Here is a 25,202-nt window from a genome sequence, read left to right as displayed (position 1 = left end):
GATGGTGCCATTCTGGATCGCCTTGCAGTTTCTGAGCAGCTTGCCTGTACGGTTGCCGGGTATGCCGGCACCGCGAGACGTTGGTCGTTCGCTGCTGTGGTATCCGGTGGTAGGGGTGTTGTTTGGCCTGCTGTTGTGGTTGGCCAGCCATCTGTTGAGTGGCACGCCTGCGCACCTGCATGCCGCATTGTTGCTGACGCTTTGGGTGCTGCTCAGCGGTGCCTTGCACCTGGATGGCCTGGCCGACAGCGCCGATGCCTGGCTGGGTGGCTTCGGTGACCGTGAGCGCACCCTGCACATCATGAAGGATCCGCGCAGCGGACCGATTGCCGTCGTCACCCTGGTGCTGGTGCTGTTGTTGAAGTTCTGTGCGCTTTGGGTGCTGGTCGAGCGAGGCGCCGGCGCGGTGCTGGTGTTGGCGCCTTTGGTGGGCCGTAGCGCCATGCTCGGGTTGTTTCTGTCCACCCCTTACGTTCGGCCGGGAGGGCTTGGCCAGGCATTGGCCGAGCATCTGCCGCGTCGCGCCGGGGCCTGGGTATTGTCGGGTAGCTTGGTGCTGGGCCTGGCTCTGGTCGGCAGGTCGGCGATCTGGCCCTTGGTGGGCGCGTTGGTAGGCTTCTGGTGGTTGCGCCAGCTGATGTGTCATCGATTGGGTGGGACCACCGGGGATACTGCCGGGGCGATGCTGGAATTGCTTGAGTTGGTGGTGTTGCTGGCCCTCGCGCTGACGAGGTGAATGCGTCATCGCCAGCATGCCGTCACCCGCAGCGGTCGGGTGCTGAAATTTCTTGCAACACGCTATAAGCGGGTATATACACGTAACCATGTTGACCAGTGAATGCATCTGCACGCACCTGCGCCGAGCCGCTCGCGGGGTGAGCCGACACTATGACGAGGCCCTTGCCGGCTTCGGCATCAATGTCGCCCAGTTTTCCCTACTGCGCCACCTTCAGCGGCTGGATCGTCCGAGTATCACCACGTTGGCCGAGGCCATGGGCCTTGAACGCAGTACCTTGGGTCGCAACCTGCGGGTGCTCGAGGCCGAAGGGTTGGTGGCCTTGGCTGACGGCGACGACCAGCGTAACCGTGTGGTGCTGTTGACCGACGAGGGTACGGCGCGGTTGCAGCTGGCCTATCCGGCCTGGCAGCAGGCGCAGCGACAGTTGGTGGAGCAACTGGGTGAGGGCGCGCGGGATGAGTTGGTACGTCTGCTGGAGCGGCTTGCCTGATCAACTACGATTTCAAGCGGGTATATACCCGTAAAACCTTGCGATGGGCTGGAGAAGAACAAAATGACTTCGTTGTGGCGAACCAGCGGGTGGGTATTGGGGGGCGCGGCGTTGATCCTCGCGCTGTCCTTGGGCGTGCGGCATGGTTTTGGCCTGTTCCTGGCGCCGATGAGTGCCGAATTCGGCTGGGGGCGTGAAGTATTCGCTTTCGCCATTGCCCTGCAGAACCTGATCTGGGGCTTGGCACAGCCGTTTGCCGGCGCTTTGGCCGATCGCTTGGGCGCGGCACGGGTGGTGTTGATCGGGGGCTTGCTCTATACCGCAGGGCTGATCCTGATGGGCATGGCCGACTCGCCCTGGTCGTTGTCGCTGAGTGCAGGCCTGCTGATCGGCATCGGCCTCTCCGGCACGTCGTTCTCGGTCATCCTGGGGGTGGTGGGGCGTGCCGTGCCGGCGGAAAAGCGCAGCATGGCCATGGGTATCGCCAGCGCGGCCGGCTCGTTCGGTCAGTTCGCCATGCTGCCTGGCACCCTAGGCCTGATCGAGTGGCTGGGCTGGTCTGCGGCCCTGCTGGTACTAGGGTTGCTGGTCGCACTGATCGTGCCGTTCGTTGGCTTGCTGAAGGACAAACCGTTGCCCAGCCATGGTGCCGAGCAGACCTTGGGCCAGGCCCTGCATGAAGCCTGCTCGCATTCCGGCTTCTGGTTGTTGGCGCTGGGCTTTTTCGTGTGTGGCTTCCAGGTGGTGTTCATCGGTGTCCACCTGCCAGCGTATCTGGTCGACCAGCACTTGGCGGCTACCACCGGTACCACGGTGCTGGCCCTGGTCGGGCTGTTCAATATCGTCGGTACCTATACCGCTGGGTGGCTGGGCGGACGCATGTCCAAGCCGCGTTTGCTCACCGGACTGTACTTGCTGCGTGCAGTGGTGATCGTGCTGTTCCTGTGGGCCCCAGTGACCCAGTTCAGCGCCTATCTGTTCGGCATCGCCATGGGCTTGCTGTGGCTGTCGACGGTGCCGCTGACCAACGGCACCGTTGCCACAGTGTTCGGGGTACGGAATCTGTCCATGCTCGGTGGCATCGTGTTCCTGTTCCACCAGTTGGGTGCCTTCCTGGGCGGTTGGCTGGGCGGCGTAGTGTACGACCGTACGGGTAGTTACGATCTGGTCTGGCAGATTTCCATCTTGCTCAGCCTGCTGGCTGCCGCACTCAACTGGCCAGTGCGTGAGCGACCGGTGGCCCGGTTGCAGGCGCAAGCGATATGAACGGCACCCTGCGCCGCGTGCTGCTGGCGGCGGCTGCGCTGCTGGTGCTGGCCTTGGTCTGGTGGGGTTGGCAGCAGGGGGGGCTGGCATTGATGCAGTTGGGCATGAGCCTGTGTTAAGCGCTACCCTGCAAGTTCAAGGACTGTCTTGCCGGAGAACGACATCATGCGCGTACCTTGGTTGACTCTGCCATTGTTGGCCCTGCTGGCCGCCACTCCCACTTGGGCCGCTGACTGCCCGGCGCTGTTGCAGGGCACTTTGCCCGAGCTGCGCGGTAAAGAGCAGGTCGACCTGTGCCAGCGCTTCGCCGGCAAACCCCTGGTGGTGGTGAACACCGCCAGCTACTGTGGTTTCGCCCCGCAATTCGAAGGGCTCGAAGCCGCCTACAAGGAGTACCACGAGCAGGGCCTGGAAATGCTCGGCGTGCCGTCCAACGACTTCAAACAGGAAGCCGGTGACAGCGAAGAGACTGCCAAGGTGTGCTACGCCAACTACGGCGTGACGTTCACCATGACCAAGGCCCAGCCGGTGCGTGGCGAGGACGCGATCCCGCTGTTCGCCGAACTGGCCAGCCAAAGCAGCGCGCCGAAATGGAATTTCTACAAGTACGTGATCGACCGCAAGGGTAAGGTGATCGGCAATTTCTCCAGCTTGACCAAGCCTGACGACCCAGCCTTCAGGGCCGCGATCGAAAAGGCCATCGCATCGCAGCCCTGATCTCGGGCGCTAGGGTCTGTATGAAACGTCTTGAGACGAAGGTCAGGCAAGGCGAAAACAGCCGAGAAAGCGGTGTTTACGGGTTGTAAATGAGCATTCCGAGGCTGTTTTCAACGCAGCATCACCGAGTATCAAGGCTTTTCGTATAGAGCCTAGTGCGCGTGCACGGTGAGAGCCACCAGTCGCATCACCACCGGCCGGACCATCAACACGCAGACGAAGGCCACCGGCATGGCCAGCTGGTAGGCCTTCAGTACATTGTCCAGGTACTGCGGGTTAAAGCCAGTCGTGGCGGCGGTGATCACGAAGCACATCAGCAACGCCATGATCGACGACATGTAGAACGCAAAGGCATAGGGGGTTGCGCGTGGGTGCAGCTTCCTTCGGCTGCGCGGTTGGATCAGGTCGTTCATGCGAACTCCTTTCGATGAGAGTGGAGGGACAGGTTAACAACTGCCCAAGGGCAGGCTGTAGACTGGCCTTGCTGAGTTCTTTATAAAGAGATTCTTACGAATCAGCAGAGTCCACACATGGATTTGCTCAACGCCATCCGTAGCTTCATCAAGGTGGTCGAGGCGGGCAGCATCGCCGCCGGCGCGCGTAACCTGGGCATCAGCCCGGCGGCGGTCAGCCAGAACCTGGCGCGGTTGGAGCAGCACCTGCAGGTGCGATTGTTGAGTCGTACCACGCGCAGCATGGCACTGACCCCCGCGGGCAGTTTGTATTTCGAGCGGGTCAGGCATGTCGCACGCGATCTGGCGCTGGGTGAGTTGGCGGTGACGACGCCGGACAGCGAGCCGCAGGGGCGCTTGTGCATCGCCTCGACTTCGGCCTTCGGTCGTCATGTACTGGCGCCCCTGATTCCTGCCTTCAGTGCGCGCTATCCGCGGCTTTCGATAGAGTTGGTAACGACTGATCGGCGCGTGAACCATGCGCAAGAGGGTGTGGACGTGAGCGTGCGTATCGCCCCGCAACTGGAAGACCATTTGCTGGCACGGCATATCGCCCGGGTCCCGTTCATCTGTTGTGCCTCGCCTGGGTATCTGCAGCGCGCGGGGTTACCTTCAACGCCAGAGTCGTTGCGGGAACATCGGTGCCTGGTATTTCGCTACCCGGTCGATGGGCGCTTCTTGCGTTGGGGGTTCATCCGTGACGGGCTTCGTTTCGAGGCCGAATTCGGCACCGTGTTGATCAGCGACGATATCGATGCCCTGACCCAAATGGCCCTGAACGATGGTGGGATCACCCGGCTCGCCGAGTTCATCGTGCGGCCACACTTGGACGCTGGGGCGTTGGTTCCGCTGTTCGAGCAGGGGGAAGCGGGCCGGGCGTATGCCCAGACAGAGCCGATGGATGTCTATGTCTGCCTGGCTGACCGCTTTGCCATGACGCCCAAGGTGCGTGCGTTCATGGATTACCTGCAGGAGTGCCTGGGGGCTGACTGGCAGGTGAGTGCTTGAAGATCGGGGCTGCATAGCAGCCCCGATTCATGCAGCCGATGCGACTCAGAAGCGGTAGGTGAGGGAGGCACCGATACCGTGAGCGCTGTTCTCGTACTTAGCCTGGTAGCTGCCCTTCAAGGCACCTTCCGTCAGCGAGCTTGGTTGGTTGTTCACCTTGGTGTCCTCTTCCCACAGGTAGGAGTAGGCCACGTCGATGGTCATGTCGTCGGTCGGACTCCAGCCGGCACCAAGGCTGAAGACTTTGCGGTCGCCAGTCGGGATGCGCGGGGAGCGGTCATGATTGTTGGTAGGGGACTGGTCGACGGAGAAGCCTGCGCGCAGGGTCCATTCCTTGTTCACCTTGTAAGCAGCGCCAATGGCATGAGCCCAGGTGTCATGCCAATTCTGCTCTTCGGTGATGGTCTGGAGCGGGTACCCAGCAGGTGCGTCGTTCTTGACCGTGATGTTTTCCAGTCGGCTCCAGCGCGTCCAAGTGCTACCCGCGTACAGCGTCCAGTGGTCATCCAGTTCATGGGTGATCGAGAAGTCCACGGATTCTGGCGTCTTGATTTTCAGGCTGGCGTCGAACTTGCCGCTGAGGCCGAGCGCTGGAATTGGATAGGAAACACGGGTATCGCCTTCGAGCTTGTAGTCGACCATCGAGTGATAGGTCAGACCCAGGCGGGTGCGGTCGGTAGCCTGCACAAGCACGCCGATGTTGTAGCCGACGGCAGTGTCGTCGCCCTTGATCTTGACCTCGCCATCGGTGCCGGCTGGGCCCAGGAAGGCTTTGCTGCTCAGGTTCGAGCCCAGTTCACCCTTGATGCGGTTGATGGTCGGGCCGAAACCAACCGACACCTTGTCATTGAACGCATAGCTGACGGTTGGCTGGAAGGTGATCACCTCGACGTGGCTTTTCTTGCCCCAGTAGCGCGCAGCATCGTCGCTACCGTAGTCGGTGACCAGGCCAAACGGTACATAGACACCGAAGCCGACGCTCCAGTGGTCATCGATTGGCTTTACGTAATACCCCATCGGTACGCCAACCACAGGCACCATGTCGCCATCGGTTTCCCCCCCGTAGCTGCTACCTGGCCCTGAGATGTCGGTTTTTGCGATGACGGCGGCACCGCCCACGGTGATCTGCTCGCGTTTCAGGCGTGACATGCCGGCAGGGTTGCCGAACACGGTGCTGGCATCTTCGGCAGAAGAAGAGCGGCCAGCGAAACCTGTACCCATGCCACTGACGCTTTGTTCGTTGAGGGCAAAGCCGCTGGCGAACAGTTGGCTGGAAGCGAGAGCAACGGCTACGCCGAGGGAGGTTTTGAGCATTGCTTTTTTCATTATTAGAAACTCCTTGGTATCTCCGGGGCGGAAAGCTACCAACAATTCACGCGCCGCGCTATAGCCTCAATCACGGGAGATAGAGCGGTTTTGTAGGACAATCCGACCAAAATTCCGTTTTTTCCGGTAAATCTGTAAGGCCTTTCTCAGGAGGCTTGAGGCAATCTCTGATCTATGCAGGTGTGCCAAGCGTGAGTGAAGTCGCGCAGGCGACCTTGGGGGTGGAATATCTGCCGCCAGATGCGCGCCAACCCGAGCAGATCGTCAGCGGCTGGCAACGGCGTTGCCTGCTCTTCGATCAGCATCCAGGCGATGGCAGTGGAGTAACGCAGGTTGACCGTGAGTTCCAGGTGCGGACCACCCAGGAAGGCATGCTGGCTGGCCAGACCCCGTACCAGGCTGGCCAGTTCAGGATCACGCGCCAGGAACTGGTCCCAAAGGGCTTGGTGGCGGCTTTCGCCGATTCGGTACAGACCATGACCGCGTCGGTCATGCAGCGCCGAACCGAGCGCCGACTGGCTGGCGGCTATGCCCAGCAGCAAAGCCTCGGCACTGGCGCAATGACGGTTGAGGTAGACCAAGGTTGGTCGGATCACATACTGACACAATTCATTCGCCGCGATACCCATGATGCCCTCGAGCAATTAAGGGCCGACGGGCGCTGGAGCTTGGCAGCTGGTGGATGATCAGGCCCGCCGGAAGCGGCAAGTACCGCTCGAGTTGAAGTGTAGTGTGATAATCGTGGCGTAAAAGGCTGTTTTTAAATCGTTTGCTGCCTGAGGTCCTTTGCCATATGCCCTGTGGCAATTACAGCAAGAACGATCAGGCAGGCAAATGTCGCAATCATCGATGGGGTGAATACCGCAGTATTCGCCGCTCACGCGGTGAGCGATTGACGGGTCCGGGCGATTACCGCTTGCAGCGGTTCCGACGCGCTGTACTGCTCGGGGTACAGGCGCTCGGTGTGGCAGGCGACGCCATGTTCGTCCACCAGGGTGAAGCTGAAGCTGCCCTTGCGGGGGGCAACGATAAGGCACTTCAACGGCGAGAAGGCCTGGGAAAGGGTGCCAATGGCAGCCTGAATTTGAGGATGAGTATGCATATTGTTGGATGTTCCTGCTTTAAACACGGAAGTTAGGATCCGTGCATGATAGAAACGTTCCAGTGACGCCTTTATTAACGGACGAATGAACCTGACTGGAACAGGGCAGCCAGAGGGGCGCGATCAAAGGTTTGCGCTTGGGCTGACTGGTAGGTACTTCAGAAGGCAGGCAGCACACCGGGGCCAAGGTTCGAGGCCATCGGAGTGGAATCCTGATCAATCTGTCGCGTGATTCGTGCTTGGGCAGCCTTGGCTGGCGAGTGAATCATCGAGGGGGCCGGTCCTGGTTTCAGCAGCGATCACTCGGGAGAGGAAAGGCTGCAAGGACATTTTGGCCAGAATTGACTTTCAGCTTGGTACTAACGAGGCGCACCTTAACGTAAACGAGCACGCTTGGCAAGCGTTGCTGCTTTTCATCAGGCGAGCCGCACAGTATGGCGTTTCTTTTCCAGGCTGTGAAGGGGGGGAAAGTGCCAGCAATCTCCCCGGATGTCCTAATTTCGTGCAGGTCACTGCTGGTTTACGGTGCACTTGTTCACAATTGAGGCAGGCCTTGTAACAGCGTACTAACACCCCGGGAAGGCTTCGCCAATGCCTTGACTGACCCCTTAAGTCAATGAAAAAAAACACTAATTTTTGCTGGTGAAAAAATCGTCAGTTTGTTCGAAAGCCCCATTTCATAGGGGTTTGCGGGGTCTGTAATAGGGTTGTCCACCGAGTTATCCACAGGAATTGTGGATTGTCCCGAGCGCTTGCTCTAGGACGGGCGTGCCAGCAGTTTGTGGAACTGTCCGACAATTGTCGGGCAGTGAACGACCCACGGGTCACTTCTTCGAAACGTCAAGAAAAGAACACCGAAATTTTTTTTCAATACACCATGAATCGACAGGTCATGGGGCAAAAAAAAGAGTAGAGTGGCGCGCTTTTCGAGCTGCCTTCTCCATGGGTCATGAAGTTTCGCGGTAAACACCTCGCCAGCACCGCTGACGCCACGTCAGTGCCTTCCCCAAAACGCTTTTCCCTGAAAGTGGCCCTCTGGCTGCTGGACAGCCCACGCCTGGGGCACAAGCCACAGGTCAAGCACCTGGCCGGACGCCTGCTCAAGCAACCGGCGCGCCAGGGCGTGGTCGTGGCGCAGAGCCGTCTGGGGCAGATGCTCTGCCGCGACTGCGGCAATGCCCGCGATCGGCGCATCGGCCATGAGTTGCTGCGCCAGGCGGCCCGGGCGGGCGACCGCCGTGCCCAACTGGAGTACGCCCGCTTGTGCCAGGCGAACGAGCCGGATCAGGCCCGGTACTGGTTGGAGCTCGCAGCAGGGCAGGGCTCGCAAGAGGCCCGTCGCCTGCTTCGGCAGTGGTTCCCGGATTGAGCCTGGCAGACGCCATGTTCAGCAGGCTGATAAGCTGCGCAGTAAGTGCACAAGACGGATCGGGGAAACCATGGCAGTGGATCTGACCAGCATTCTGCTGGGGTTGGTGTTGGGGGCGGTGCCGTGCCTGGGGTGGGTGATGCAACTGCAGCGGCGTCAGGGGGCCCGCCAGGGCGAGCAGGCCTTGCTGGAGGAACGCCTTGCCAGTGCGCGGCTAGCCCAGGAAGGTTTGCAGGCCCAGCTCGATGGCAGCCGTGACGAAATCAGCGATCTCAGCGAAGCCAACACCCTCAAGCAAACCCAGTTGGCCGCCCAGGGCCGTGAGCTGGAATTGCTGCAGATCGAGCGCGACAATGCCCGCGATGCGGCCCATGCCTGGAGCCTTGAGCGTGCCAATCGCGAAGCCGAGCTGCGCCGTCTGGAATCGCAGACGGCACGGCTGGAGGCCGAGCTGCGTGAGCAACAGGAAAGCCATCAGCAGCGTCTTGATGACCTGCAGGAAGCTCGCGATACCCTGCGGGCTCAGTTCGCCGACCTTGCCACCAAGATCTTCGACGAGCGTGAGCAGCGCTTCGCCCAGACCAGCCAGCAGCATCTGGGGCAGTTGCTCGACCCACTGAAAGAACGCATCCAGGCCTTCGAGAAACGTGTCGAGGAAAGCTACCAGCAGGAAGCCCGCGAGCGTTTCTCCCTGGGCAAGGAACTGGAGCGCTTGCAACAGCTCAACCTGCGCCTGTCCGACGAAGCCACCAACCTGACCCAGGCACTCAAAGGCCAGAAGACCCAGGGTAACTGGGGCGAGCTGATCCTGGAGCGGGTACTGGAGCACGCCGGCCTGGAGAAGGGACGCGAGTACCAGACCCAGGTCAGTCTGCGCAGTGCCGATGGCGAGCGTTTCCAGCCCGATGTGTTGATCATGCTGCCCGGCGATAAGCAGGTAGTGGTCGACGCAAAGGTCAGCCTCACGGCTTACCAGCAATTCGTCAGCGATACCGACAGCGAACGTGCCCAGGCCGCGCTCAAGCAGCACGTACAGTCGCTGCGTAGCCATGTAAAAGGCCTGTCGAGCAAGGATTACAACCGCCTCGAAGGCTTGCATAGCCTGGACTTCGTGCTGCTGTTCGTGCCGATCGAAGCAGCATTCTCGGCGGCCTTGCAGGCTGAGCCGAACCTGTTCCAGGAAGCCTTCGACCGGCAGATCGTGATCGTCAGCCCGACTACCTTGCTCGCCACGCTACGGGTGATCGACAGCCTGTGGAAGCAGGAACGCCAAGGCCAGAACGCTCGTGAAATCGCCGAGCGCGCCGGCTGGCTGTACGACAAGTTCGTGTTGTTCATCCAGGATCTGGACGAATTGGGCAACCGCCTGCAGCAGGTCGACAAAGCCTACGCGTCGGCGCGCAACAAACTCTGCGAAGGACGCGGCAACCTGGTCAGCCGTAGCGAACAGCTCAAGCTGCTCGGCGCCCGGGCCAGCAAGAGCCTGCCCGCCGATCTCCTTGAGCGAGCGCTGTCCGACGAAGCCCTGGCGGACGAGGTGCTTACTGAACCTGGCTCAGATGGCGGTTGAGCAGGGCTCGTAGTGCTGCCGGCTTGACCGGCTTGGCCAGGTAGTCGAGGCCGGCGGCATGCACTTGGGCGATGGTTTCGTTGCGCCCGTCGGCGCTGATCACGACCCCCGGCACTGGCTCGCCCAAGTGGGCGCGTAGCCAGCCCATCAGTTCGGTACCGGTTTCGCCATCGTCCAGGTGGTAGTCCACCAGCGCCAGGTGCGGGCGCATGCCCTTTGCCAGCAGCGCTTCGCATTCGGCGCGGTTGCGTGCCGTCCACACCTGGCAGCCCCAGCGGCTGAGCAGGCTGTTCATGCCGATCAGGATGCTGTCTTCGTTGTCGACGCACAGCACCTGCAACCCGGCCAGCGGCTGGCTGGCCTGTTCCGCAGGGGCCACGGGGGCCGCCACGGCCTGACGGGCGATCGGTACGCTGACACGAAACACCGTGCCCTTGCCAGGCCACGAGCGCACTTGCAGCGTGTGCCCGAGGACGCGACACAAGCCATCGGCGATCGCAAGCCCCAGTCCCAGACCCTTTTCGGCACGGGTCTGATGGCTGTCCAGACGTTTGAACTCTTGGAAGATCACCTGCAACTTGTCGTCGGCGATACCCGGGCCGCGGTCCCAGACCTCCAGCCACAGGCGCTCGCCCTGACGCCTGACACCCAGCAGGATCGGGCTCTTGCCATAGCGCAGGGCGTTGGTCAGGAAGTTCTGCAGCACCCGGCGCAGCAGCCGCATGTCGCTGTCGACCCGCAGGCGGCTGCCGCGCAGGCGGAATTCCAACCCTTTTTCCGCGGCCAGTACCTTGAACTCGGCGCCCAGTGTGTCGAACAACTCGCTCAGGTAGAACGGCTTGGGGTCCGGGGTGATCTTGCCGTTTTCCAGGCGCGAGATGTCCAGCAGGTCGCTGATCAGCTCTTCGGCCGAGCGCAGCGAGCTGTCCATGTGCTGCACCAGTTGCTGTGCTTCTTCGTTCATGCCCTCGGCCTGCTGCGACAGGGCGGCGGAGAACAGTCGCGCGGCGTTGAGCGGTTGCATCAGGTCATGGCTGACCGCGGCCAGGAAGCGTGTTTTCGACTGGCTTACCGCTTCGGCCTGGCTCTTGGCTTCGCTCAGTGCCTGGTTCAGTTTGGAGAGTTCCTGGGTGCGCTCGGCGACCCGTTGCTCCAGCCCTTCGTTGGAATCGCGCAACGCCTGTTCGGCCTCGCGGAACGGGGTGATGTCGGTGAAGCTCATGACGAACCCGCCGCCGGGCATCGGGTTGCCAATCAGTTCGATCACCCGGCCGTTGGGGAACAATCGCTCCGAGGAGTGCGCTCGGCCCTGGCGCATCCAGTGCAGACGCCGGGCTACATGCACCTGTGCCTCACCCGGGCCGCACAGGCCACGTTCGGCGTTGTAGCGGATGATGTCGGCGATCGGCCGACCCACGCTGATCAGCCCGTCGGGGTAGTTGAACAGTTCCAGGTATCGGCGGTTCCAGGCCACCAGATGCAGGTTCTGGTCGACCACGCTGATGCCCTGGTTGATGTTTTCGATAGCCCCTTGCAGCAGAGCGCGGTTGAATTGCAACACCTCGCTGGCTTCGTCGGCGATGCGCACGACGTCCTCGAGTTGCATGTCACGGCCTTCGATGGCGGCCTTGACCACCGCCCGGGTCGAGGAGGTGCCCAGCACACCCGCCAACAGGCGTTCGGTGTGCTCGATCCAGTCACCGTCGGCGTTTTGGTTGGGGTTGAAGCCCTTGCCCTGGCGGTACGCGAAGCGGATGAAACTCTGCCGTGCGCGCTCCTCGCCAACGAAGCGCGAGGCAAGGTTGAGCAGGTCGTCGATCTGCACCGCCAGCAGCGGCTTGCTGCTGGGGCGGGCGCTGGTCTGCTGGCCAATGAAGCGGCCGGCCTGCCAGTGTTCCGAGACCCGGGTGCGCGACAGCATCGAGACCCAGACGAACAATGTGAAGTTGCCCGCCAGTGACAGCACTACGCCTTGGGTCAGCGGGGTGATCGGCAGGTTCAGCGGGTTGCCATGCAGCCAGGCCAGGCCTGGGAACAGCTCCAGCGACCAGCCGACGCTGTGAGCGGCAATGGGCAGTACCAGGGTGTAGAACCACAGGAAGATGCCTGCGGCCAGGCCGGCGAACACGCCACGGCGGTTGGCCTGCTTCCAGTACAGCGCGCCGAGCATGGCGGGGGTCAACTGGGTGACGGCGGCGAAGGCAATCTGGCCGATGGTCGCCAGGCTCGCCGTTGAGCCCAGCAAGCGGTAGCTGACATAGGCCAGCAGCAGGATGACCACGATGGTCACCCGGCGTACCGACAGCATCCAATGGCGGAACGCCTCGAACGGCCGCTCGGCGTTGGTGCGGCGCAGCAGCCAGGGCAGCAGCATGTCGTTGGAGACCATGGTCGACAGTGCCACGGCTTCGACGATGACCATGCCGGTAGCGGCCGATGCGCCACCGATGAACGCCAGCAGGGCCAGGCTCGGGTGGGCTTCGGCCAGTGGCAGGCTGATGACGAAGGAGTCGGAAATCACCGTGCCCGGCAGCAGCATCTGCCCGGCCAGCGCAATCGGCACCACGAACAGCGCCGCCAACGCCAGGTACATTGGGAACACCCAGCGCGCCAGGCGCATGTCCTGGGGCTCGATGTTCTCCACCACGGTCACATGGAACTGTCGCGGCAGGCAGATGATCGCCATCATCGCCACGGCGGTCTGCACCACCATGGACGGCCAGTTGATGGTCTCCTGCCAGTAGTCGCTCAGGTGTACCGACTCGCGCGCCTGGCTGAACAGGTCGTCGAAACCGTCGTACAGGTTGAACACCACGAACACGCCGACGGCGAGAAATGCCAGCAACTTGACCAGCGACTCGAAGGCAATCGCCAGCACCATGCCACGGTGGTGCTCGGTCACATCCAGACTGCGGGTACCGAAGACGATGGCGAACAGCGCCAGCACCAGCGATACCACCAGCGCGGTGTCCTGGACGCGGGTGCCGGTGGCGTCGGCGTTGGCGCCGATCAGCAGGTTGACGCCCAGCACGATGCCTTTGAGCTGCAGCGCGATATAGGGCAGCACGCCAACCAGGCAGATCAGCGCCACCACGACCGCCAGGCTCTGGGACTTGCCGTAGCGTGCGGCGATGAAGTCGGCGATCGAGGTGATGTTCTGCTGCTTGCTGATCAGCACCATCTTCTGCAGCACCCAGGGCGCGAAGATCAGCAGCAGCACCGGCCCCAGGTAGATCGGCAGGAACGCCCAGAGCTGCTCGGCGGCCTGGCCGACTGCGCCGAAGAAGGTCCAACTGGTGCAGTAGACGGCCAGCGACAAGCTGTACACCCACGCACGCAGCCGCGGCGGCAACGGTGTGCTGCGGCGGTCGCCATAGAAGGCGATAGCGAACATGATGGCCATGTAGGCCAGGGCGACCACAGCGATCAGCCCGCTGGACAACGACATGAAAACTCCAGAGCGAAAAAGGTAACGCAGTCCCGATCAACCAGTTTGGCACGCAGGTGCAGCTTCGTCAGTGCAGACGATGGTCGCAGCCCAGCATGATATCCCTGCAGGAGCGGGGTCGCTCGCGAGTGGGCCAGTCCAGCCAACATCAATGACGGCGGGTACCCAACCCGTAGAACACCCCCGCCAGTATCACCGACAACACCAGCAGGTAGAAGATCGCCCCCGGCCACAGATGCGTCAGGGCAAACCCCACCATTACAGGCCCCAGCGCCGCCCCCAGGTTCGACAGGTTCTGCGCGCCGTAATAGACCCCGCGCAGATGTTCGGGAGCGATCAGGTCGATGAACATGTACTCGGCCGGTATCACGATGATCTCGCCTAAAGTGAACACCAGCATCGCCAGGCACCAGGCCAGCACCGAGCCGGCCAGCGCGAACCCCAGCAGCCCAGCGACGAACAGCGCCATGCCGGCAAGCAGCCACGACATCAGGTTCTGGCGGCTGATGCGCCGACCGATCAGGTACTGCAGGGCGATCACCGTCACGGCGTTGGTGGTCACCAGGTAGCCAACCAGGCGTGCGGCCTGCTCAGCGCTCGTGGTCACCACCAGATACTGTGACAGGTAGGCGGTGAACTGGCCGAACACCACGGCGCTGAGCACGCCCCCCAAGGTGAAGTACACCAGGCGGCGGTCGCGTGCCAGGCCCATGGCTACCTGGGCGAACCCGCTGCGCTCCGGGCTTGGGTCTCGGGTCTGCAATCCACGGTCGCCCAGCTGCCAGTAGGCCAGGCTCATGCCCAGGCCAATCAGCGCCGAGGCCAGGAACGGCAGGTGATCGTCGAATTCCAGCAAGGCTACGCCAAGCAGCGGTCCTGCAGCGTAGCCCACATTGCTCAAGGTGTACTTGATGGCGAACACCTCGGCCCGCTCGTCCACCGGTAGCAGGGCACAGAAGCCAGCCTTGGCGGCGATGTCGACCACCGCCAAGGCTAGGTTGATCAGCACCAGGCACAGGAAGAACAGTGCGCTCGAGCGGCTGGCGATGGCGCCGATGAAGGCGAGGGCGAATACCAGGGTGCTGGCGGTGACTACCGTATGGTTGCGCAGGATATCGACCAGGTGCCCGCCGTAGAGGCTCAGCAGCGAAGCGACGATCAGCGCGCCACCGATCAGCAGGCCGATATGGCTGATCGACAGGTGGAAGGTGTGCGCCAGGTAGATCACCAGGTAGGGCAGGGTGAGGGCGCGGGCCACGGTCAGGGTGAAGGTGGTGCTGAGTAGCAGGCGTACGGCAGTGGGGTAGCGCTTGAGGGCGGCGAGCATTGCCACGTCCTTGTCAGGGTGAAGTTGCCGGTGCCTGAGCATAAGGGAGCCCAGGCGCTTGTGTCGCCTGTGTCTGCTGTTTCGTCGCCAGTTCACCTTCGCTGAGCAACGCTTCGGACTCGGGCCAGAGCTGACCGGTGGAGGATTGACATGCCAGCACCCACCGGGAATACTCTCGGAAAAATTCATATATATGTTTATATAACAAGACGAGAGCGACCCATGCACCCACTGTCCGGTGATGCTCGACTTCCCCGCTATCAACTGCTGCGCGACCACCTCGTGGAGCAGATCGCCAACAACCGCTGGCGTCCAGGCGAGGCTATTCCCACCGAAGCGGCGTTGTCGGCCGAGTTCGACATGTCTGTCGGCACCGTGCGCAAAGCCGTCGATGCGCTGGTGGCCGAAGGCGTGCTGGAACGCCAGCAGGGCCGGGGTACCTTCATCCGCCGCCCACAGTTCCAGTCCTCGCTGTTCCGATTCTTCCGCTTCGAAACCGTCAGTGGCGAACGGGTGATGCCGGAAAGCCGAATTCTGTCCATCGAGCCGGTCCTGGCGCCTTCCGCTGTGGCCCAAGCGCTTGGACTGCCGACCGAGGCCGAAGTCATCCGTATCATCCGTACCCGTCTGCTGGGGGCCCAGCCGGTGCTGGCCGAAGAAATCTGGTTGCCGCGCCAGACCTTCCAGCCCTTGCTGGAGGTCGACCTCAACCAGAAGGGCCCGCTGCTTTACCCCATCTATGAAGCGCTATGCGGCCAGGTCGTCGCCTCCGCTGAAGAGACCCTGACCGCCGAAGCGGTCGATGCGGTGCATGCGCGCGTGCTGCAACTGCCGGTCGACAGCCCGGTAGTGGTGATCGAGCGCCTGGCCCGTGATTACGCCGGCAAACCTCTGGAGTGGCGCCGTTCACGCGGCCATGCGCAGCACTTCCGCTACCGCATCGACATTCGCTAAGCCGGTTTCATCCCGTTACCCGTCTGTGCCCTGGCGTCAGGGCGCAGTGGCTTCGCCTGCCCGGTCGACGCGTGCCAAGCGCTTCGGCGCGCCCGACCGTCACACACACGACTAGAAGGATAACAATCATGTTCAGCTGGTATCGCCAGATCACTTCACGGGAACGCAAGACGTTCTGGGCCTGTTTCGGTGGCTGGTCGCTCGATGCGCTGGAAGTGCAGATGTTCGGCCTGGCGATTCCCGCCCTGATCGCCGCGTTTTCCCTGACCAAGGGCGATGCCGGCCTGATCAGCGGCCTGACCCTGGTCACTTCGGCAATCGGTGGTTGGCTGGGCGGTACCCTGTCGGACCGCTATGGCCGCGTGCGTACCCTGCAGTGGATGATCCTCTGGTTCTCCTTCTTCACCTTCCTCTCGGCCTTCGTTACCGGCTTCTACCCGCTGCTGTTCGTCAAGGCCATGCAAGGCTTTGGCATTGGCGGTGAGTGGGCTGCCGGCGCGGTGCTGATGGCCGAGACCATCAACCCGAAATACCGCGGCAAGGTCATGGGCACCGTGCAAAGCGCCTGGGCCGTGGGCTGGGGGCTGGCGGTGGCGCTGTTCGCGCTGATCTATTCGCTGGTGCCGCAGGAATTCGCCTGGCGGGTGATGTTCTTCGTCGGGTTGCTGCCGTCGCTGCTGATCATTTGGGTGCGCCGCAACGTGCAAGAGCCGGACAGTTTCCAGCGCTTGCAGAAAGAGAAGGCCATCCCCGGCAGCTTCTTCACGTCCATGGCCGGTATCTTCCGCCCGGAACTGCTGCGCGTGACGCTGTTGGGTGGCCTGCTGGGCCTGGGTGCCCATGGTGGTTACCACGCCGTCATGACATGGCTGCCGACCTTCCTGAAGACCGAGCGCAACCTCTCGGTGCTGAACTCCGGCGGCTACCTGGCCGTGATCATCTTCGCCTTCTGGTGTGGCTGCGTCGTGAGTGGCCAGTTGATCGACCGTATTGGCCGTCGCAAGAACATCCTGCTGTTCGCGCTGTGCTGCGTACTGACCGTGCAGGCCTATGTGTTCTTCCCGCTGACCAATACCCAGATGCTGTTCCTCGGTTTCCCGCTGGGCTTCTTCGCAGCGGGTATTCCGGCCAGTCTGGGGTCGTTCTTCAACGAGCTGTACCCAGCTGATGTGCGCGGTGCCGGGGTGGGCTTCTGCTACAACTTCGGGCGTGTGCTGTCGGCGGTGTTCCCGTTCCTGGTCGGCCACATGAGCGAGTCCATGTCCTTGGGGTCGGCCATCGGTATCGATGCGGGCATCGCCTATGGCGTTGCCGTGATCGCCGCGCTGTGCCTGCCGGAAACCCGTGGCCGCACCCTCGAAGCCGAACCGGCACCGGCGCTGTCTGGCGCTGTGACCAAGTAATTTCGATCAACCCGTTTCGATGAGAGCCATGCCCGACGTTCCCGCTCCAACCCTGACCGCCATCGACAGCCATGCCCACGTGTTCAGCCGTGGGCTGAACCTGGCCAGCGAGCGGCGTTATGCGCCCAGTTATGACGCCCCCCTGGGCGATTACCTGAGCCAGCTTCAGCACCATGGTTTCAGCCATGGTGTGCTGGTCCAGCCCAGCTTCCTGGGCACCGACAACCGCTACCTGCTGAGCGCCCTGCAGACCGTCCCGGGGCAATTGCGAGGCGTGGTGATGCTTGACCGGGACGTCGAGCGCCAGACGCTCGATGACATGACTCGCCAGGGCGTGAGGGGTGTTCGCCTGAACCTGATGGGCCAGGCTCTGCCAGACCTGACGGATGCGCAATGGCGCCCGATGCTGGAACGCATTGGCGAGCAGGGCTGGCATCTGGAGCTACACCGGCCTGTGGCGGACCTGCCCAGGCTGGTCCGCGCCTTGGAGCCCTATGGCCTGGATATCGTCATCGATCACTTTGGTCGGCCCGATGCCCGTGGCGGTTTGGGCCAGCCAGGTTTCGCCGAGATGCTGACCCTGGGCGGCAAAGGCAAGGTCTGGGTGAAAGTGTCCGGTGTCTATCGACTGGAAGGTTCGCCCGAGCAGAACCTGGCGTTCGCCCGCCGGGCGCTGGTTGCGCTTGAAGCGCACTATGGCGCCGAGCGTCTGATGTGGGGCAGTGACTGGCCGCATACCCAGCATGAGTCGGCGGTGAGCTTTACCACGGTGATAGAGCAGTTCGAGGCGCTGGGTTGTTCGACCGAGTTGCGTCGGGCGTTGTTGGTGGATACCGCTCGATCGCTGTTCGGGTTTGCGTGACCGGTGGGCTGTACTGGCCTTCGCGGGTTCACCCGCGAAGAGGCCAGAAGCCTTACACCCGCATCACAGCCGGAACCGGCTGATCATCTCCTGCAATTGCCCGCCCAACCGCGCCAACTCGACACTGGATGCCGATGTCTGCTGACTCGCTTCTGCCGTTTGCTCTGAAATGTCCCTTACCGTCACCACGCTACGGCTGATTTCTTCAGCCACTGCGCTCTGCTGCTCCGATGCCGCAGCAATCTGCTGGTTCATCGACTGGATTCCGGAAACCCGCTGGGTGATCCCTTCCAGCGCCAGACCTGCTTCGCGCACCAGTGCAACGCTGCTCGCGGTCAAGCTCTGGCTCTCTTGCATCAGCTCACTGACCGAGCGAGTGCCTTGCTCCAGGCTGCCGATCGCCGATTCGATCTCTTCGGTGGACGCCTGGGTGCGCTGGGCCAGGCTGCGCACTTCATCCGCCACAACCGCGAAGCCACGGCCAGCTTCACCAGCGCGGGCGGCCTCGATGGCGGCGTTGAGCGCCAGCAGGTTGGTCTGCTCGGCCACCGCCTTGATCACGTCCATCACCTTGCCGATGCGCTGGCTTTCGCTGCGCAGCGCATCCATGGCTTCACCGGTGGCCGCCACTTGGCTGGCCAGGCGATCTATCTGCACAACCGCGCGGCTCACTACGTGGTCGCCCTCACGGGCTTCCTGGTCGGTGGCGCTGGCGGCTTGCGAGGCTTCACCGGCATTGCGCGCCACTTCATGAACAGTGGCTGCCATTTCCTGCATGGCGGTGGCCACCTGGTCCGTTTCCACTTTCTGGTGAGTGGCGCCAGCGCTGGTTTGCTCGGTAATGGCCGACAATTGCTCGGTGGAACTGGCGATCTGCGAGATGCCGTCACGAACACGGGCAATGAGTTGGCGCAGGTTCCCGGTCATGGTCTTCAGGCTGTTCTGCAACTGGCCCAGTTCATCGCGGCGCTGGCTGGCCGGTTGCTCGCTGAGATCGCCCGCAGCCACTTGCTCCATGGCGCGCAGCACACGCTGCAGCGGCTGGCTGATCTGACGGGCGATGATGACCGCCGCCAAAGCACCCAACAGCAGGGCGAGGGCGGTGGTGACCAACTGCAAGGTCCTGGCGAACTGGCTGTCGTCTCTCACCGACGCCGCCTGGGCATCGAGCAGTTGGCCAATCACGCTGTTCAGGGTTTCGACGTTCTGGCCCATGGCGTTGCGGTAGTCCACCAGTTTGCTTACCTCGCCCCGGAAGGCTTCCACGGCCGCGGCGTAGGCATGTACCTGGCCGTTCAACTGTTCGAACTGCGGGCCAAAGCTGCCGTTGAACTTCGCCACCAGCCCTGGCAGATCATTCACGGTGGTAGCGATCTGCGCGTTCATCAACTGTTCGGTGTCGGCATTGGTGTTACCGGTATAGCCACGCACGTGGTAGCGCAGCAGGATCAGGTTTTCGCGGATCTGGTTGATCGCTTCGCTGCGCTCGAAACGCTGTTCGGCATCCGGCAGCGCACGCACCTGCTGGCGGATTTCTTCGATGCTGGCGAATGAGCGGGTGGCCAGCGCGCCCATTTCCTTCTGCGCTTCGCGCATCTTCTGATAGGACTGGAAGCTCAGCGACTGGTTGTGCGCATAGGCCTGCAAGGTTTGCTCGGCATCGTGCAGCCGCGAGAGATTGTCGCTCTTGACCAGGACGGCCCGCAATTTCGCCATCGGCGCCTGGAAAGCCTCCAGCGCGGCCTGCAACGCCTTGGCCTGGCTTTCCTCGCCATTGGCCATGGCATGGCGCAGGCGGGCCTCGCGCAAGTCGCCGAGCACATCGTTCAGGCGTGAGACATCGTTGACCACCTCGCTGCGGCGCACCAGGCTGCCGAGTCCGTTCCAGCTGATCAATGACTGGGCAAGGGTCAGGCACAGCACCAGGCCAAAACCAAGGAAGAGTTTACTGGCGATCTTCAGGTCGCCGAACCCGATAAACATAAACTGCTGCGCTCCTTTTCTTATGTGTTGGAGGAGACCGGAGGTCCATTCCCGCTACGAGATGTAGTCATCTATATGAATTATCGTCATATGTATCAAAATCTGAACCAGGAATGCATTAAATTTGCTGTCACATGGCCATCATTCTGTGATGAAGCGCCCAAATTCACGGCCTGGCTTGCCAACCCGAGGCTTTCCCGTGCAGATTTGTGGCCTGCCGCGTTGAACGTGCCTCCAATGACAAAAGCACTTCAGGAACATGGACGATGAGTCACCCCTCGCAATTCACCTTGCTCGGCAAACGGCGCTTCCTGCCGTTTTTCGTCACCCAGTTGCTGGGTGCTTTCAACGACAACCTGTTCAAGCAGTCATTGATCCTGGCGATCCTGTTCAAGCTCAGCCTCGGGGACGACGACCGCTCGATCTGGGTCAACCTGTGCGCGTTGCTGTTCATCCTGCCGTTCTTCCTGTTCTCGGCACTGGGCGGTCAGTTTGGCGAGAAATTCGCCAAGGACGCGTTGATCCGCGCGATCAAGCTGGCCGAGATCGGCATCATGGCGATCGGTGCGGTCGGCTTCGTCACCGATCACCTGGTGCTGATGTTGGTGGCGTTGTTCGGCATGGGGACCCACTCGGCGCTGTTCGGCCCGGTAAAGTATTCGATCCTGCCCCAGGCCCTGCGTGAAGAAGAGCTGGTGGGCGGTAACGGGCTGGTGGAGATGGGCACATTCCTGGCGATCCTCGCCGGCACCATCGGCGCTGGGGTGATGATGTCGACCGACAGCTATGCCGCGGTGGTGGCGGGCGGCGTGGTCGGTACCGCGGTGTTGGGTTACCTGGCCAGCCGCTGGATTCCGCGCGCCGCTGCCGCCTCCCCGCAGATGCCGCTGGACTGGAACATCTTCAAGCAGTCCTGGGCGATCCTGCGCCTGGGCCTGGGGCAGACGCCGGCGGTATCGCGCTCGATCGTCGGCAACTCCTGGTTCTGGTTCGTCGGCGCCATCTACCTGACCCAGATTCCGGCCTACGCCAAAGACTGGCTGCACGGAGACGGCACGGTCGTGACCCTGGTGCTGACCTTGTTCTCGGTGGGCATCGCCCTGGGTTCACTGCTGTGCGAGCGCCTCAGTGGGCGCAAGGTGGAGATCGGTCTGGTGCCGTTCGGCTCGTTCGGCCTGACCCTGTTCGGCCTGCTCTGGTGTTGGCATTCAGGGGATGTACCAGCCGCAGCCCCCCCCCACGACTGGTTGACCTTGCTGGGCATGAGCCAAGCCTGGTGGATCATGCTGTCGATCGTCGGGCTTGGTGTGTTTGGTGGTTTCTACATCGTGCCGCTGTACGCATTGATCCAGGCCCGCACGGCCGAAGACCAGCGCGCTCGGGTCATCGCCGCCAACAACATCCTCAACGCCTTGTTCATGGTGGTTTCGGCGATTCTCACCATCCTCCTGCTGGGGCTGGCGGAGCTGACCATCCCGCAGCTGTTCCTGGTGGTGTCGTTGCTCAATGTCCTGGTGAACGCTTACATCTTCCGCATCGTGCCGGAATTCACCATGCGCTTCCTGATCTGGTTGCTCAGCCATTCCATGTACCGGGTGGAGCACCGTGACCTTGAGCGTATTCCTGACGAGGGCGCGGCGCTGTTGGTGTGCAACCATGTCTCGTTCGTCGACGCCTTGCTGCTGGGTGGGGCCATTCGCCGGCCAATACGGTTCGTCATGTACTACAAGATCTACAACCTACCGGTGCTCAACTTCGTGTTCCGCACCGCAGGCGCCATTCCCATTGCCGGGCGCGGCGAGGACGAGGTGATCTACGAGCGTGCCTTTGCCCGCATTGCCGAGTACCTGAAGGCGGGCGAGGTAGTGTGCATCTTCCCCGAGGGCAAGCTGACCGGTGACGGGGAGATCGACGTATTCAAAGGTGGCGTCAGCCGTATTCTCGATGAAACCCCGGTGCCGGTGATTCCCCTGGCACTGCAAGGGTTGTGGGGCAGCTTCTTCAGCCGTGATCCGGCCAAGGGCTTCTTCAAGCGCCTGTGGTCACGCGTGACCATCGTGGCTGGCGCCGCCATCCCGGTGGAGGCGGCGCAGCCGGAAGCCCTGCGTGAGCAGGTCAGTCGCTTGCGAGGGGAGGTTCGCTGAGATGCAGGGGGAAGGTCAGCTGGCGCTGACCTTCAGGCCGACCAGGCCAGTGACGATCAATGCCACGCTGGCCAGTCGCACCAGAGCCATGGATTCGCCGAACAGGATGATGCCAGCGATCACCGTGCCGACTGCGCCGACACCGGTCCAGATGGCGTAGGCGGTGCCCAGGGGCAGTTCCTTCATCGCAAGCCCCAGCAGACCGAGGCTGATGGCCATGGCCGCGACGGTGAGCACGGTGGGCAAGGGTTTGCTGAAGCCGTCGGTGTACTTGAGGCCGACCGCCCAGCCGACTTCGAACAAGCCGGCGAAGAACAGAATGATCCAGGACATGAGTGTGTCTCCATCGTTTGAAAGATGGGGCCGTCCCCGGAATGGTCACGCGGTGCGTCGTGAGGCCGTCCTCACAGTGGGCACTATAGTGCACATTTGCGCGGTTCCGGGCAAGCCTGTGCCGACGTGATCGCCCCCTGTCCGACTGCAGCAGACAACCTGTGTGAACGGGGTTACCCGCGAAGAGGTCGGCACAGGCACGCTGTCAATTCCCGGCCGGTTCAATGTCTCCAACCGCAGGCTTCGGCGCTTCCAGGCGGCGGAACCAGGTGGACAGCAACGCCCCGGAAATATTGTGCCAAACGCTGAACAACGCACTCGGCACTGCCGCCAGCGGGGAGAAGTGCGCCGCAGCCAACGCCGCGCCAAGCCCCGAGTTCTGCATGCCCACCTCCAGCGCCAGCGACTTGCGCTGGGCCAGTGGCAGTTTGCACAGCTTGCCGGTGAGGTAACCCAGCAGGTAGCCGAAGCTGTTGTGCAGTACCACCACCGCCATGATCAGCAGGCCGGACTCGGCAATCTTCGCCTGGCTGGCTGCCACCACGGCGCAGACGATCATCACGATGCTGATCACCGACACCAGCGGCAGTACCTGTACCGCCACTTGGACCCGCGCACCGAGCAGGCGCTGGGCCAGCACGCCGAGCACGATCGGCAGCATCACCAGCTGCAGAATCGACCAGAACATGTCCATGAAGGACACTGGCAACCAGGCCGAAGCCAAGAACCAGATCAGCGCCGGGGTGAGCAGTGGCGCGAGCAGGGTGGTTACCGCTGCGATCGCCACCGCCAAGGCAAGGTCGCCCTTGGACAGCCACACCATCACGTTCGAAGCCGTGCCACTGGGGCAGCAGCCAACCAGGATCACACCCACCGCGATTTCGGCGGGCAGGTGGAATAGCTGGCAAAGCAACCAGGCCATGCCTGGCATGATCACGAAATGCGCCACCACCCCGAGGGCAACGCGCCACGGCTGGCGAGCGAGGGCGGCGAAGTCGTCGAGCTTGAGCGTAAGGCCCATGCCGAACATCACCACACCCAGGAGCGGCACGATGGCCACTTTCAGCGCGATGAACCATTGTGGTTGCAGGAAGGCCAGGCAGGCGAACACCAGTACCCACAGGGCGAAGGTGTTGCCGACGAAGCGGCTGAGGGCGGCGAGTGCACGCATGGGCAGGTCCTTGTTCTGTTAAACGCTGTTTTTTGCAGGCCCTATCGCCGGCTTGCCGGCGATAGGGCCGCTACTGACCCAGACTGAATTCCCGGCCAGCACCGCCAGTCGATGCGACTCAGACCCCTTGTGGGATCTCCTCGCCACCCAGTGCCTCGAACAGCGCCGGCAAGAACTCGGTGAAGGTCATCATCATCAACGTGAAGCTGGCATCGAACTGTTGCTGGGCTTCGTCGCCACCGTCCTGTTCGGCCTGCTCTTGCAGCAACTCCTCGAACTTCAGGCGCTTGATCACCATCTTGTCGTCGAGCACGAACGACAATTTGTCCTGCCAGGCCAGGGCCAGTTGGGTAACCACCTTGCCGGTGCTCAGGTGCAGCTGGATTTCCTCACCGGTCAGGTCCTGACGCTTGCAGCGCACGATGCCACCGTCTTCGGCGGTGTCGCGCAGCTCGCACTCGTCCAGCACATAGAAGCCTTCGGCCGCCTGTTGCGACTTGACCCAGTCGGTCATCGTCGCGGTCGGCGCGATCTTCACGGTCGCCGGGCGAACCGGCAGCGAGCCCATGACTTCACGCAGGGTCGACAACAGGTCTTCGGCGCGCTTGGCACTGGCCGAGTTGACCAGAATCATGCCCAGGCGCGGGGCGATGGCGGCGAAGATCATCGAGCGACGGATGAACGCGCGTGGCAGGAACGCCTGGATGATGTCGTCCTTGATCTGGTCGCGCTCCTTTTTATAGACCTTGCGCATTTGCTCGGTCTCGATCTCTTCGACCTTTTCCTTCACCGCATCGTTGACCACGCTGCTAGGCAGGATGCGCTCTTCCTTGCGCGCGGCAATCAGCAGGAATTCGCCGCTGACGTGCACCAGCGGGGCATCCTCGCCCTTGCCGAACGGCGCGACGAAACCATAGGTGGTCAGCTCCTGGCTGGCGCAGGGGCGGGCCGGCTTGCTGGCCAGGGCAGCTTCCAGCGCTTCGGGCTCGAACGGGACATCCTGGGTCAAGCGGTAGGTCAGCAGGTTCTTGAACCACATGAGGGGGAATCTCTCCTTAGTGCATAAGGCGGGCATTATTCTCCGAGGGGTGGTCCCAGGCCAACCCTGTCATAGGGCCAGTAGCTATATAGAGAGAAGGAAAAGCCAGCTGCTGCTAGGTCTTTGAAAGGCCTGAAAATTTTTTTTAAAAAAGTCGAAAAAAGTGCTTGCCAGGGTGGGAGGTCATCCGTAGAATGCGCGCCACACCGAGACGAAAGGGTGATTAGCTCAGCCGGGAGAGCATCTGCCTTACAAGCAGAGGGTCGGCGGTTCGATCCCGTCATCACCCACCACTCGATGTATAGCGCAGCGGTAGTTCAGTCGGTTAGAATACCGGCCTGTCACGCCGGGGGTCGCGGGTTCGAGTCCCGTCCGCTGCGCCATATTCCAGCTTCCAGGGCCCACTGAACACCCGGAAGCCACAAAGAAAGCGACCTTAGGGTCGCTTTTTTTGTTTCTGCGCCGGCTGAATCGGCGTGGCGGAAGGTGTCGCCGCCGA

General features: G+C 62.2%; 22 protein-coding genes, 2 tRNA genes and 1 pseudogene. 14 read left to right on the top strand and 11 right to left on the bottom strand.

What is annotated here, in order from left to right; genetic code table 11:
* The first annotated feature begins 1 nt into the window (after nucleotide 1).
* From C4Q26_RS05490 to C4Q26_RS05475, 5 genes are all read left to right on the top strand, one after another.
* Nucleotides 2-736 carry an adenosylcobinamide-GDP ribazoletransferase gene (locus C4Q26_RS05490; protein ID WP_104882081.1) on the top strand — a complete coding sequence of 245 codons (735 nt, stop codon included), beginning with the start codon at nucleotides 2-4 and terminating at the stop codon, nucleotides 734-736.
* A gap of 88 nt (nucleotides 737-824) precedes the next feature.
* Nucleotides 825-1,229 carry a MarR family winged helix-turn-helix transcriptional regulator gene (locus C4Q26_RS05485; protein ID WP_023379178.1) on the top strand — a complete coding sequence of 135 codons (405 nt, stop codon included), beginning with the start codon at nucleotides 825-827 and terminating at the stop codon, nucleotides 1,227-1,229.
* A gap of 63 nt (nucleotides 1,230-1,292) precedes the next feature.
* A complete protein-coding gene (locus C4Q26_RS05480; protein ID WP_023379180.1) occupies nucleotides 1,293-2,495 on the top strand; it encodes an MFS transporter in 1,203 nt (400 codons plus the stop codon).
* Nucleotides 2,492-2,614, top strand: a complete 123-nt coding sequence (locus tag C4Q26_RS28275) for a hypothetical protein (protein ID WP_023379182.1) — start codon at nucleotides 2,492-2,494, stop codon at nucleotides 2,612-2,614. Before C4Q26_RS05480 ends, C4Q26_RS28275 begins: the two co-directional genes overlap by 4 nt.
* A gap of 46 nt (nucleotides 2,615-2,660) precedes the next feature.
* Entirely contained in the window at nucleotides 2,661-3,212 is a 552-nt protein-coding gene (locus tag C4Q26_RS05475; protein ID WP_027906896.1) for a glutathione peroxidase, read from the top strand.
* A gap of 152 nt (nucleotides 3,213-3,364) precedes the next feature.
* On the opposite strand, the gene C4Q26_RS05470 is transcribed toward C4Q26_RS05475, so the two are convergent.
* Nucleotides 3,365-3,625: a DUF2798 domain-containing protein gene (locus C4Q26_RS05470; protein ID WP_027906895.1), complete on the bottom strand. Its 261-nt coding sequence runs from the start codon at nucleotides 3,623-3,625 to the stop codon at nucleotides 3,365-3,367.
* A gap of 117 nt (nucleotides 3,626-3,742) precedes the next feature.
* Between C4Q26_RS05470 and C4Q26_RS05465 the strand changes: the two genes are divergently transcribed.
* Entirely contained in the window at nucleotides 3,743-4,672 is a 930-nt protein-coding gene (locus tag C4Q26_RS05465; protein ID WP_104882867.1) for a LysR family transcriptional regulator, read from the top strand.
* Between the two features lie 45 nt (nucleotides 4,673-4,717).
* Here the strand turns inward: C4Q26_RS05465 and C4Q26_RS05460 are convergent, their stop codons facing one another.
* From C4Q26_RS05460 to C4Q26_RS05450, 3 genes are all read right to left on the bottom strand, one after another.
* Entirely contained in the window at nucleotides 4,718-5,998 is a 1,281-nt protein-coding gene (locus C4Q26_RS05460; RefSeq protein WP_023379188.1) for an OmpP1/FadL family transporter, read from the bottom strand.
* Nucleotides 5,999-6,144: 146 nt separating this feature from the next.
* Entirely contained in the window at nucleotides 6,145-6,627 is a 483-nt protein-coding gene (locus tag C4Q26_RS05455) for a hypothetical protein (RefSeq protein ID WP_023379189.1), read from the bottom strand.
* A gap of 248 nt (nucleotides 6,628-6,875) precedes the next feature.
* Complete coding sequence (locus C4Q26_RS05450; protein ID WP_023379190.1) at nucleotides 6,876-7,100, bottom strand: hypothetical protein; 225 nt, start codon at nucleotides 7,098-7,100, stop codon at nucleotides 6,876-6,878.
* A 949-nt stretch (nucleotides 7,101-8,049) separates the two neighbouring features.
* Here C4Q26_RS05450 and C4Q26_RS05445 point away from each other — a divergent pair.
* On the top strand, nucleotides 8,050-8,469 hold the full coding sequence (locus C4Q26_RS05445; RefSeq protein ID WP_023379191.1) for a tetratricopeptide repeat protein: 420 nt from the start codon (nucleotides 8,050-8,052) through the stop codon (nucleotides 8,467-8,469).
* A gap of 184 nt (nucleotides 8,470-8,653) precedes the next feature.
* Nucleotides 8,654-10,039 (top strand): DNA recombination protein RmuC, encoded by a 1,386-nt coding sequence (gene rmuC, locus C4Q26_RS05440; RefSeq protein WP_177429856.1) that lies wholly within the window; start codon nucleotides 8,654-8,656, stop codon nucleotides 10,037-10,039.
* Here rmuC and C4Q26_RS05435 read toward each other — a convergent pair.
* Together C4Q26_RS05435 and C4Q26_RS05430 are read right to left on the bottom strand one after the other, a co-directional pair.
* Nucleotides 10,011-13,487 carry a PAS domain-containing hybrid sensor histidine kinase/response regulator gene (locus tag C4Q26_RS05435; protein ID WP_023379193.1) on the bottom strand — a complete coding sequence of 1,159 codons (3,477 nt, stop codon included), beginning with the start codon at nucleotides 13,485-13,487 and terminating at the stop codon, nucleotides 10,011-10,013. The genes rmuC and C4Q26_RS05435 overlap by 29 nt on opposite strands.
* A 148-nt stretch (nucleotides 13,488-13,635) precedes the next feature.
* On the bottom strand, nucleotides 13,636-14,814 hold the full coding sequence (locus C4Q26_RS05430; RefSeq protein ID WP_104882866.1) for an MFS transporter: 1,179 nt from the start codon (nucleotides 14,812-14,814) through the stop codon (nucleotides 13,636-13,638).
* 222 nt (nucleotides 14,815-15,036) lie between these two features.
* Here C4Q26_RS05430 and C4Q26_RS05425 point away from each other — a divergent pair, with 222 nt between their 5' ends.
* The 3 genes from C4Q26_RS05425 to C4Q26_RS05415 all read left to right on the top strand — a co-directional run bounded on the left by C4Q26_RS05425 (nucleotide 15,037) and on the right by C4Q26_RS05415 (nucleotide 18,033).
* On the top strand, nucleotides 15,037-15,768 hold the full coding sequence (locus tag C4Q26_RS05425; protein WP_023379195.1) for a GntR family transcriptional regulator: 732 nt from the start codon (nucleotides 15,037-15,039) through the stop codon (nucleotides 15,766-15,768).
* Between the two features lie 128 nt (nucleotides 15,769-15,896).
* Nucleotides 15,897-17,171 carry an MFS transporter gene (locus tag C4Q26_RS05420; protein WP_023379196.1) on the top strand — a complete coding sequence of 425 codons (1,275 nt, stop codon included), beginning with the start codon at nucleotides 15,897-15,899 and terminating at the stop codon, nucleotides 17,169-17,171.
* Nucleotides 17,172-17,199: 28 nt separating this feature from the next.
* A complete protein-coding gene (locus C4Q26_RS05415) occupies nucleotides 17,200-18,033 on the top strand; it encodes an amidohydrolase (RefSeq protein ID WP_023379197.1) in 834 nt (277 codons plus the stop codon).
* 63 nt (nucleotides 18,034-18,096) lie between these two features.
* On the opposite strand, the gene C4Q26_RS28685 is transcribed toward C4Q26_RS05415, so the two are convergent.
* Nucleotides 18,097-18,801, bottom strand: coding sequence for a methyl-accepting chemotaxis protein (locus C4Q26_RS28685; protein WP_371919598.1), 705 nt, complete (start codon nucleotides 18,799-18,801; stop codon nucleotides 18,097-18,099).
* Between the two features lie 198 nt (nucleotides 18,802-18,999).
* Nucleotides 19,000-20,016 (bottom strand): annotated as a pseudogene (locus C4Q26_RS28680) (methyl-accepting chemotaxis protein); the annotation flags it as partial.
* 266 nt (nucleotides 20,017-20,282) lie between these two features.
* Here C4Q26_RS28680 and C4Q26_RS05405 point away from each other — a divergent pair.
* Nucleotides 20,283-22,160 carry a 1-acyl-sn-glycerol-3-phosphate acyltransferase gene (locus C4Q26_RS05405; RefSeq protein ID WP_104882865.1) on the top strand — a complete coding sequence of 626 codons (1,878 nt, stop codon included), beginning with the start codon at nucleotides 20,283-20,285 and terminating at the stop codon, nucleotides 22,158-22,160.
* A 15-nt stretch (nucleotides 22,161-22,175) separates the two neighbouring features.
* Here C4Q26_RS05405 and sugE read toward each other — a convergent pair whose 3' ends face one another.
* The 3 genes from sugE to rdgC all read right to left on the bottom strand — a co-directional run bounded on the left by sugE (nucleotide 22,176) and on the right by rdgC (nucleotide 24,703).
* Nucleotides 22,176-22,493, bottom strand: coding sequence for a quaternary ammonium compound efflux SMR transporter SugE (gene sugE / locus C4Q26_RS05400; protein ID WP_023379200.1), 318 nt, complete (start codon nucleotides 22,491-22,493; stop codon nucleotides 22,176-22,178).
* A gap of 205 nt (nucleotides 22,494-22,698) precedes the next feature.
* The gene (locus C4Q26_RS05395; protein ID WP_023379201.1) at nucleotides 22,699-23,664 is read right to left on the bottom strand and encodes a bile acid:sodium symporter family protein; all 966 of its coding nucleotides are present in this window, start codon (nucleotides 23,662-23,664) and stop codon (nucleotides 22,699-22,701) included.
* 118 nt (nucleotides 23,665-23,782) lie between these two features.
* Complete coding sequence (rdgC, locus tag C4Q26_RS05390; RefSeq protein ID WP_027906891.1) at nucleotides 23,783-24,703, bottom strand: recombination-associated protein RdgC; 921 nt, start codon at nucleotides 24,701-24,703, stop codon at nucleotides 23,783-23,785.
* Between the two features lie 217 nt (nucleotides 24,704-24,920).
* Between rdgC and C4Q26_RS05385 the strand changes: the two genes are divergently transcribed.
* Nucleotides 24,921-24,996 (top strand) — tRNA-Val (locus tag C4Q26_RS05385).
* A gap of 13 nt (nucleotides 24,997-25,009) precedes the next feature.
* A tRNA-Asp gene (locus C4Q26_RS05380) sits at nucleotides 25,010-25,086 on the top strand.
* Nucleotides 25,087-25,202: the final 116 nt, after the last annotated feature.

The organism is Pseudomonas sp. SWI44, assembly GCF_002947915.1.
Classification (GTDB): Bacteria; Pseudomonadota; Gammaproteobacteria; order Pseudomonadales; family Pseudomonadaceae; genus Aquipseudomonas; species Aquipseudomonas taiwanensis.
Note: the sequence above shows the minus strand (reverse complement) of the source record. Positions and strands in the feature narration are given on the sequence as shown.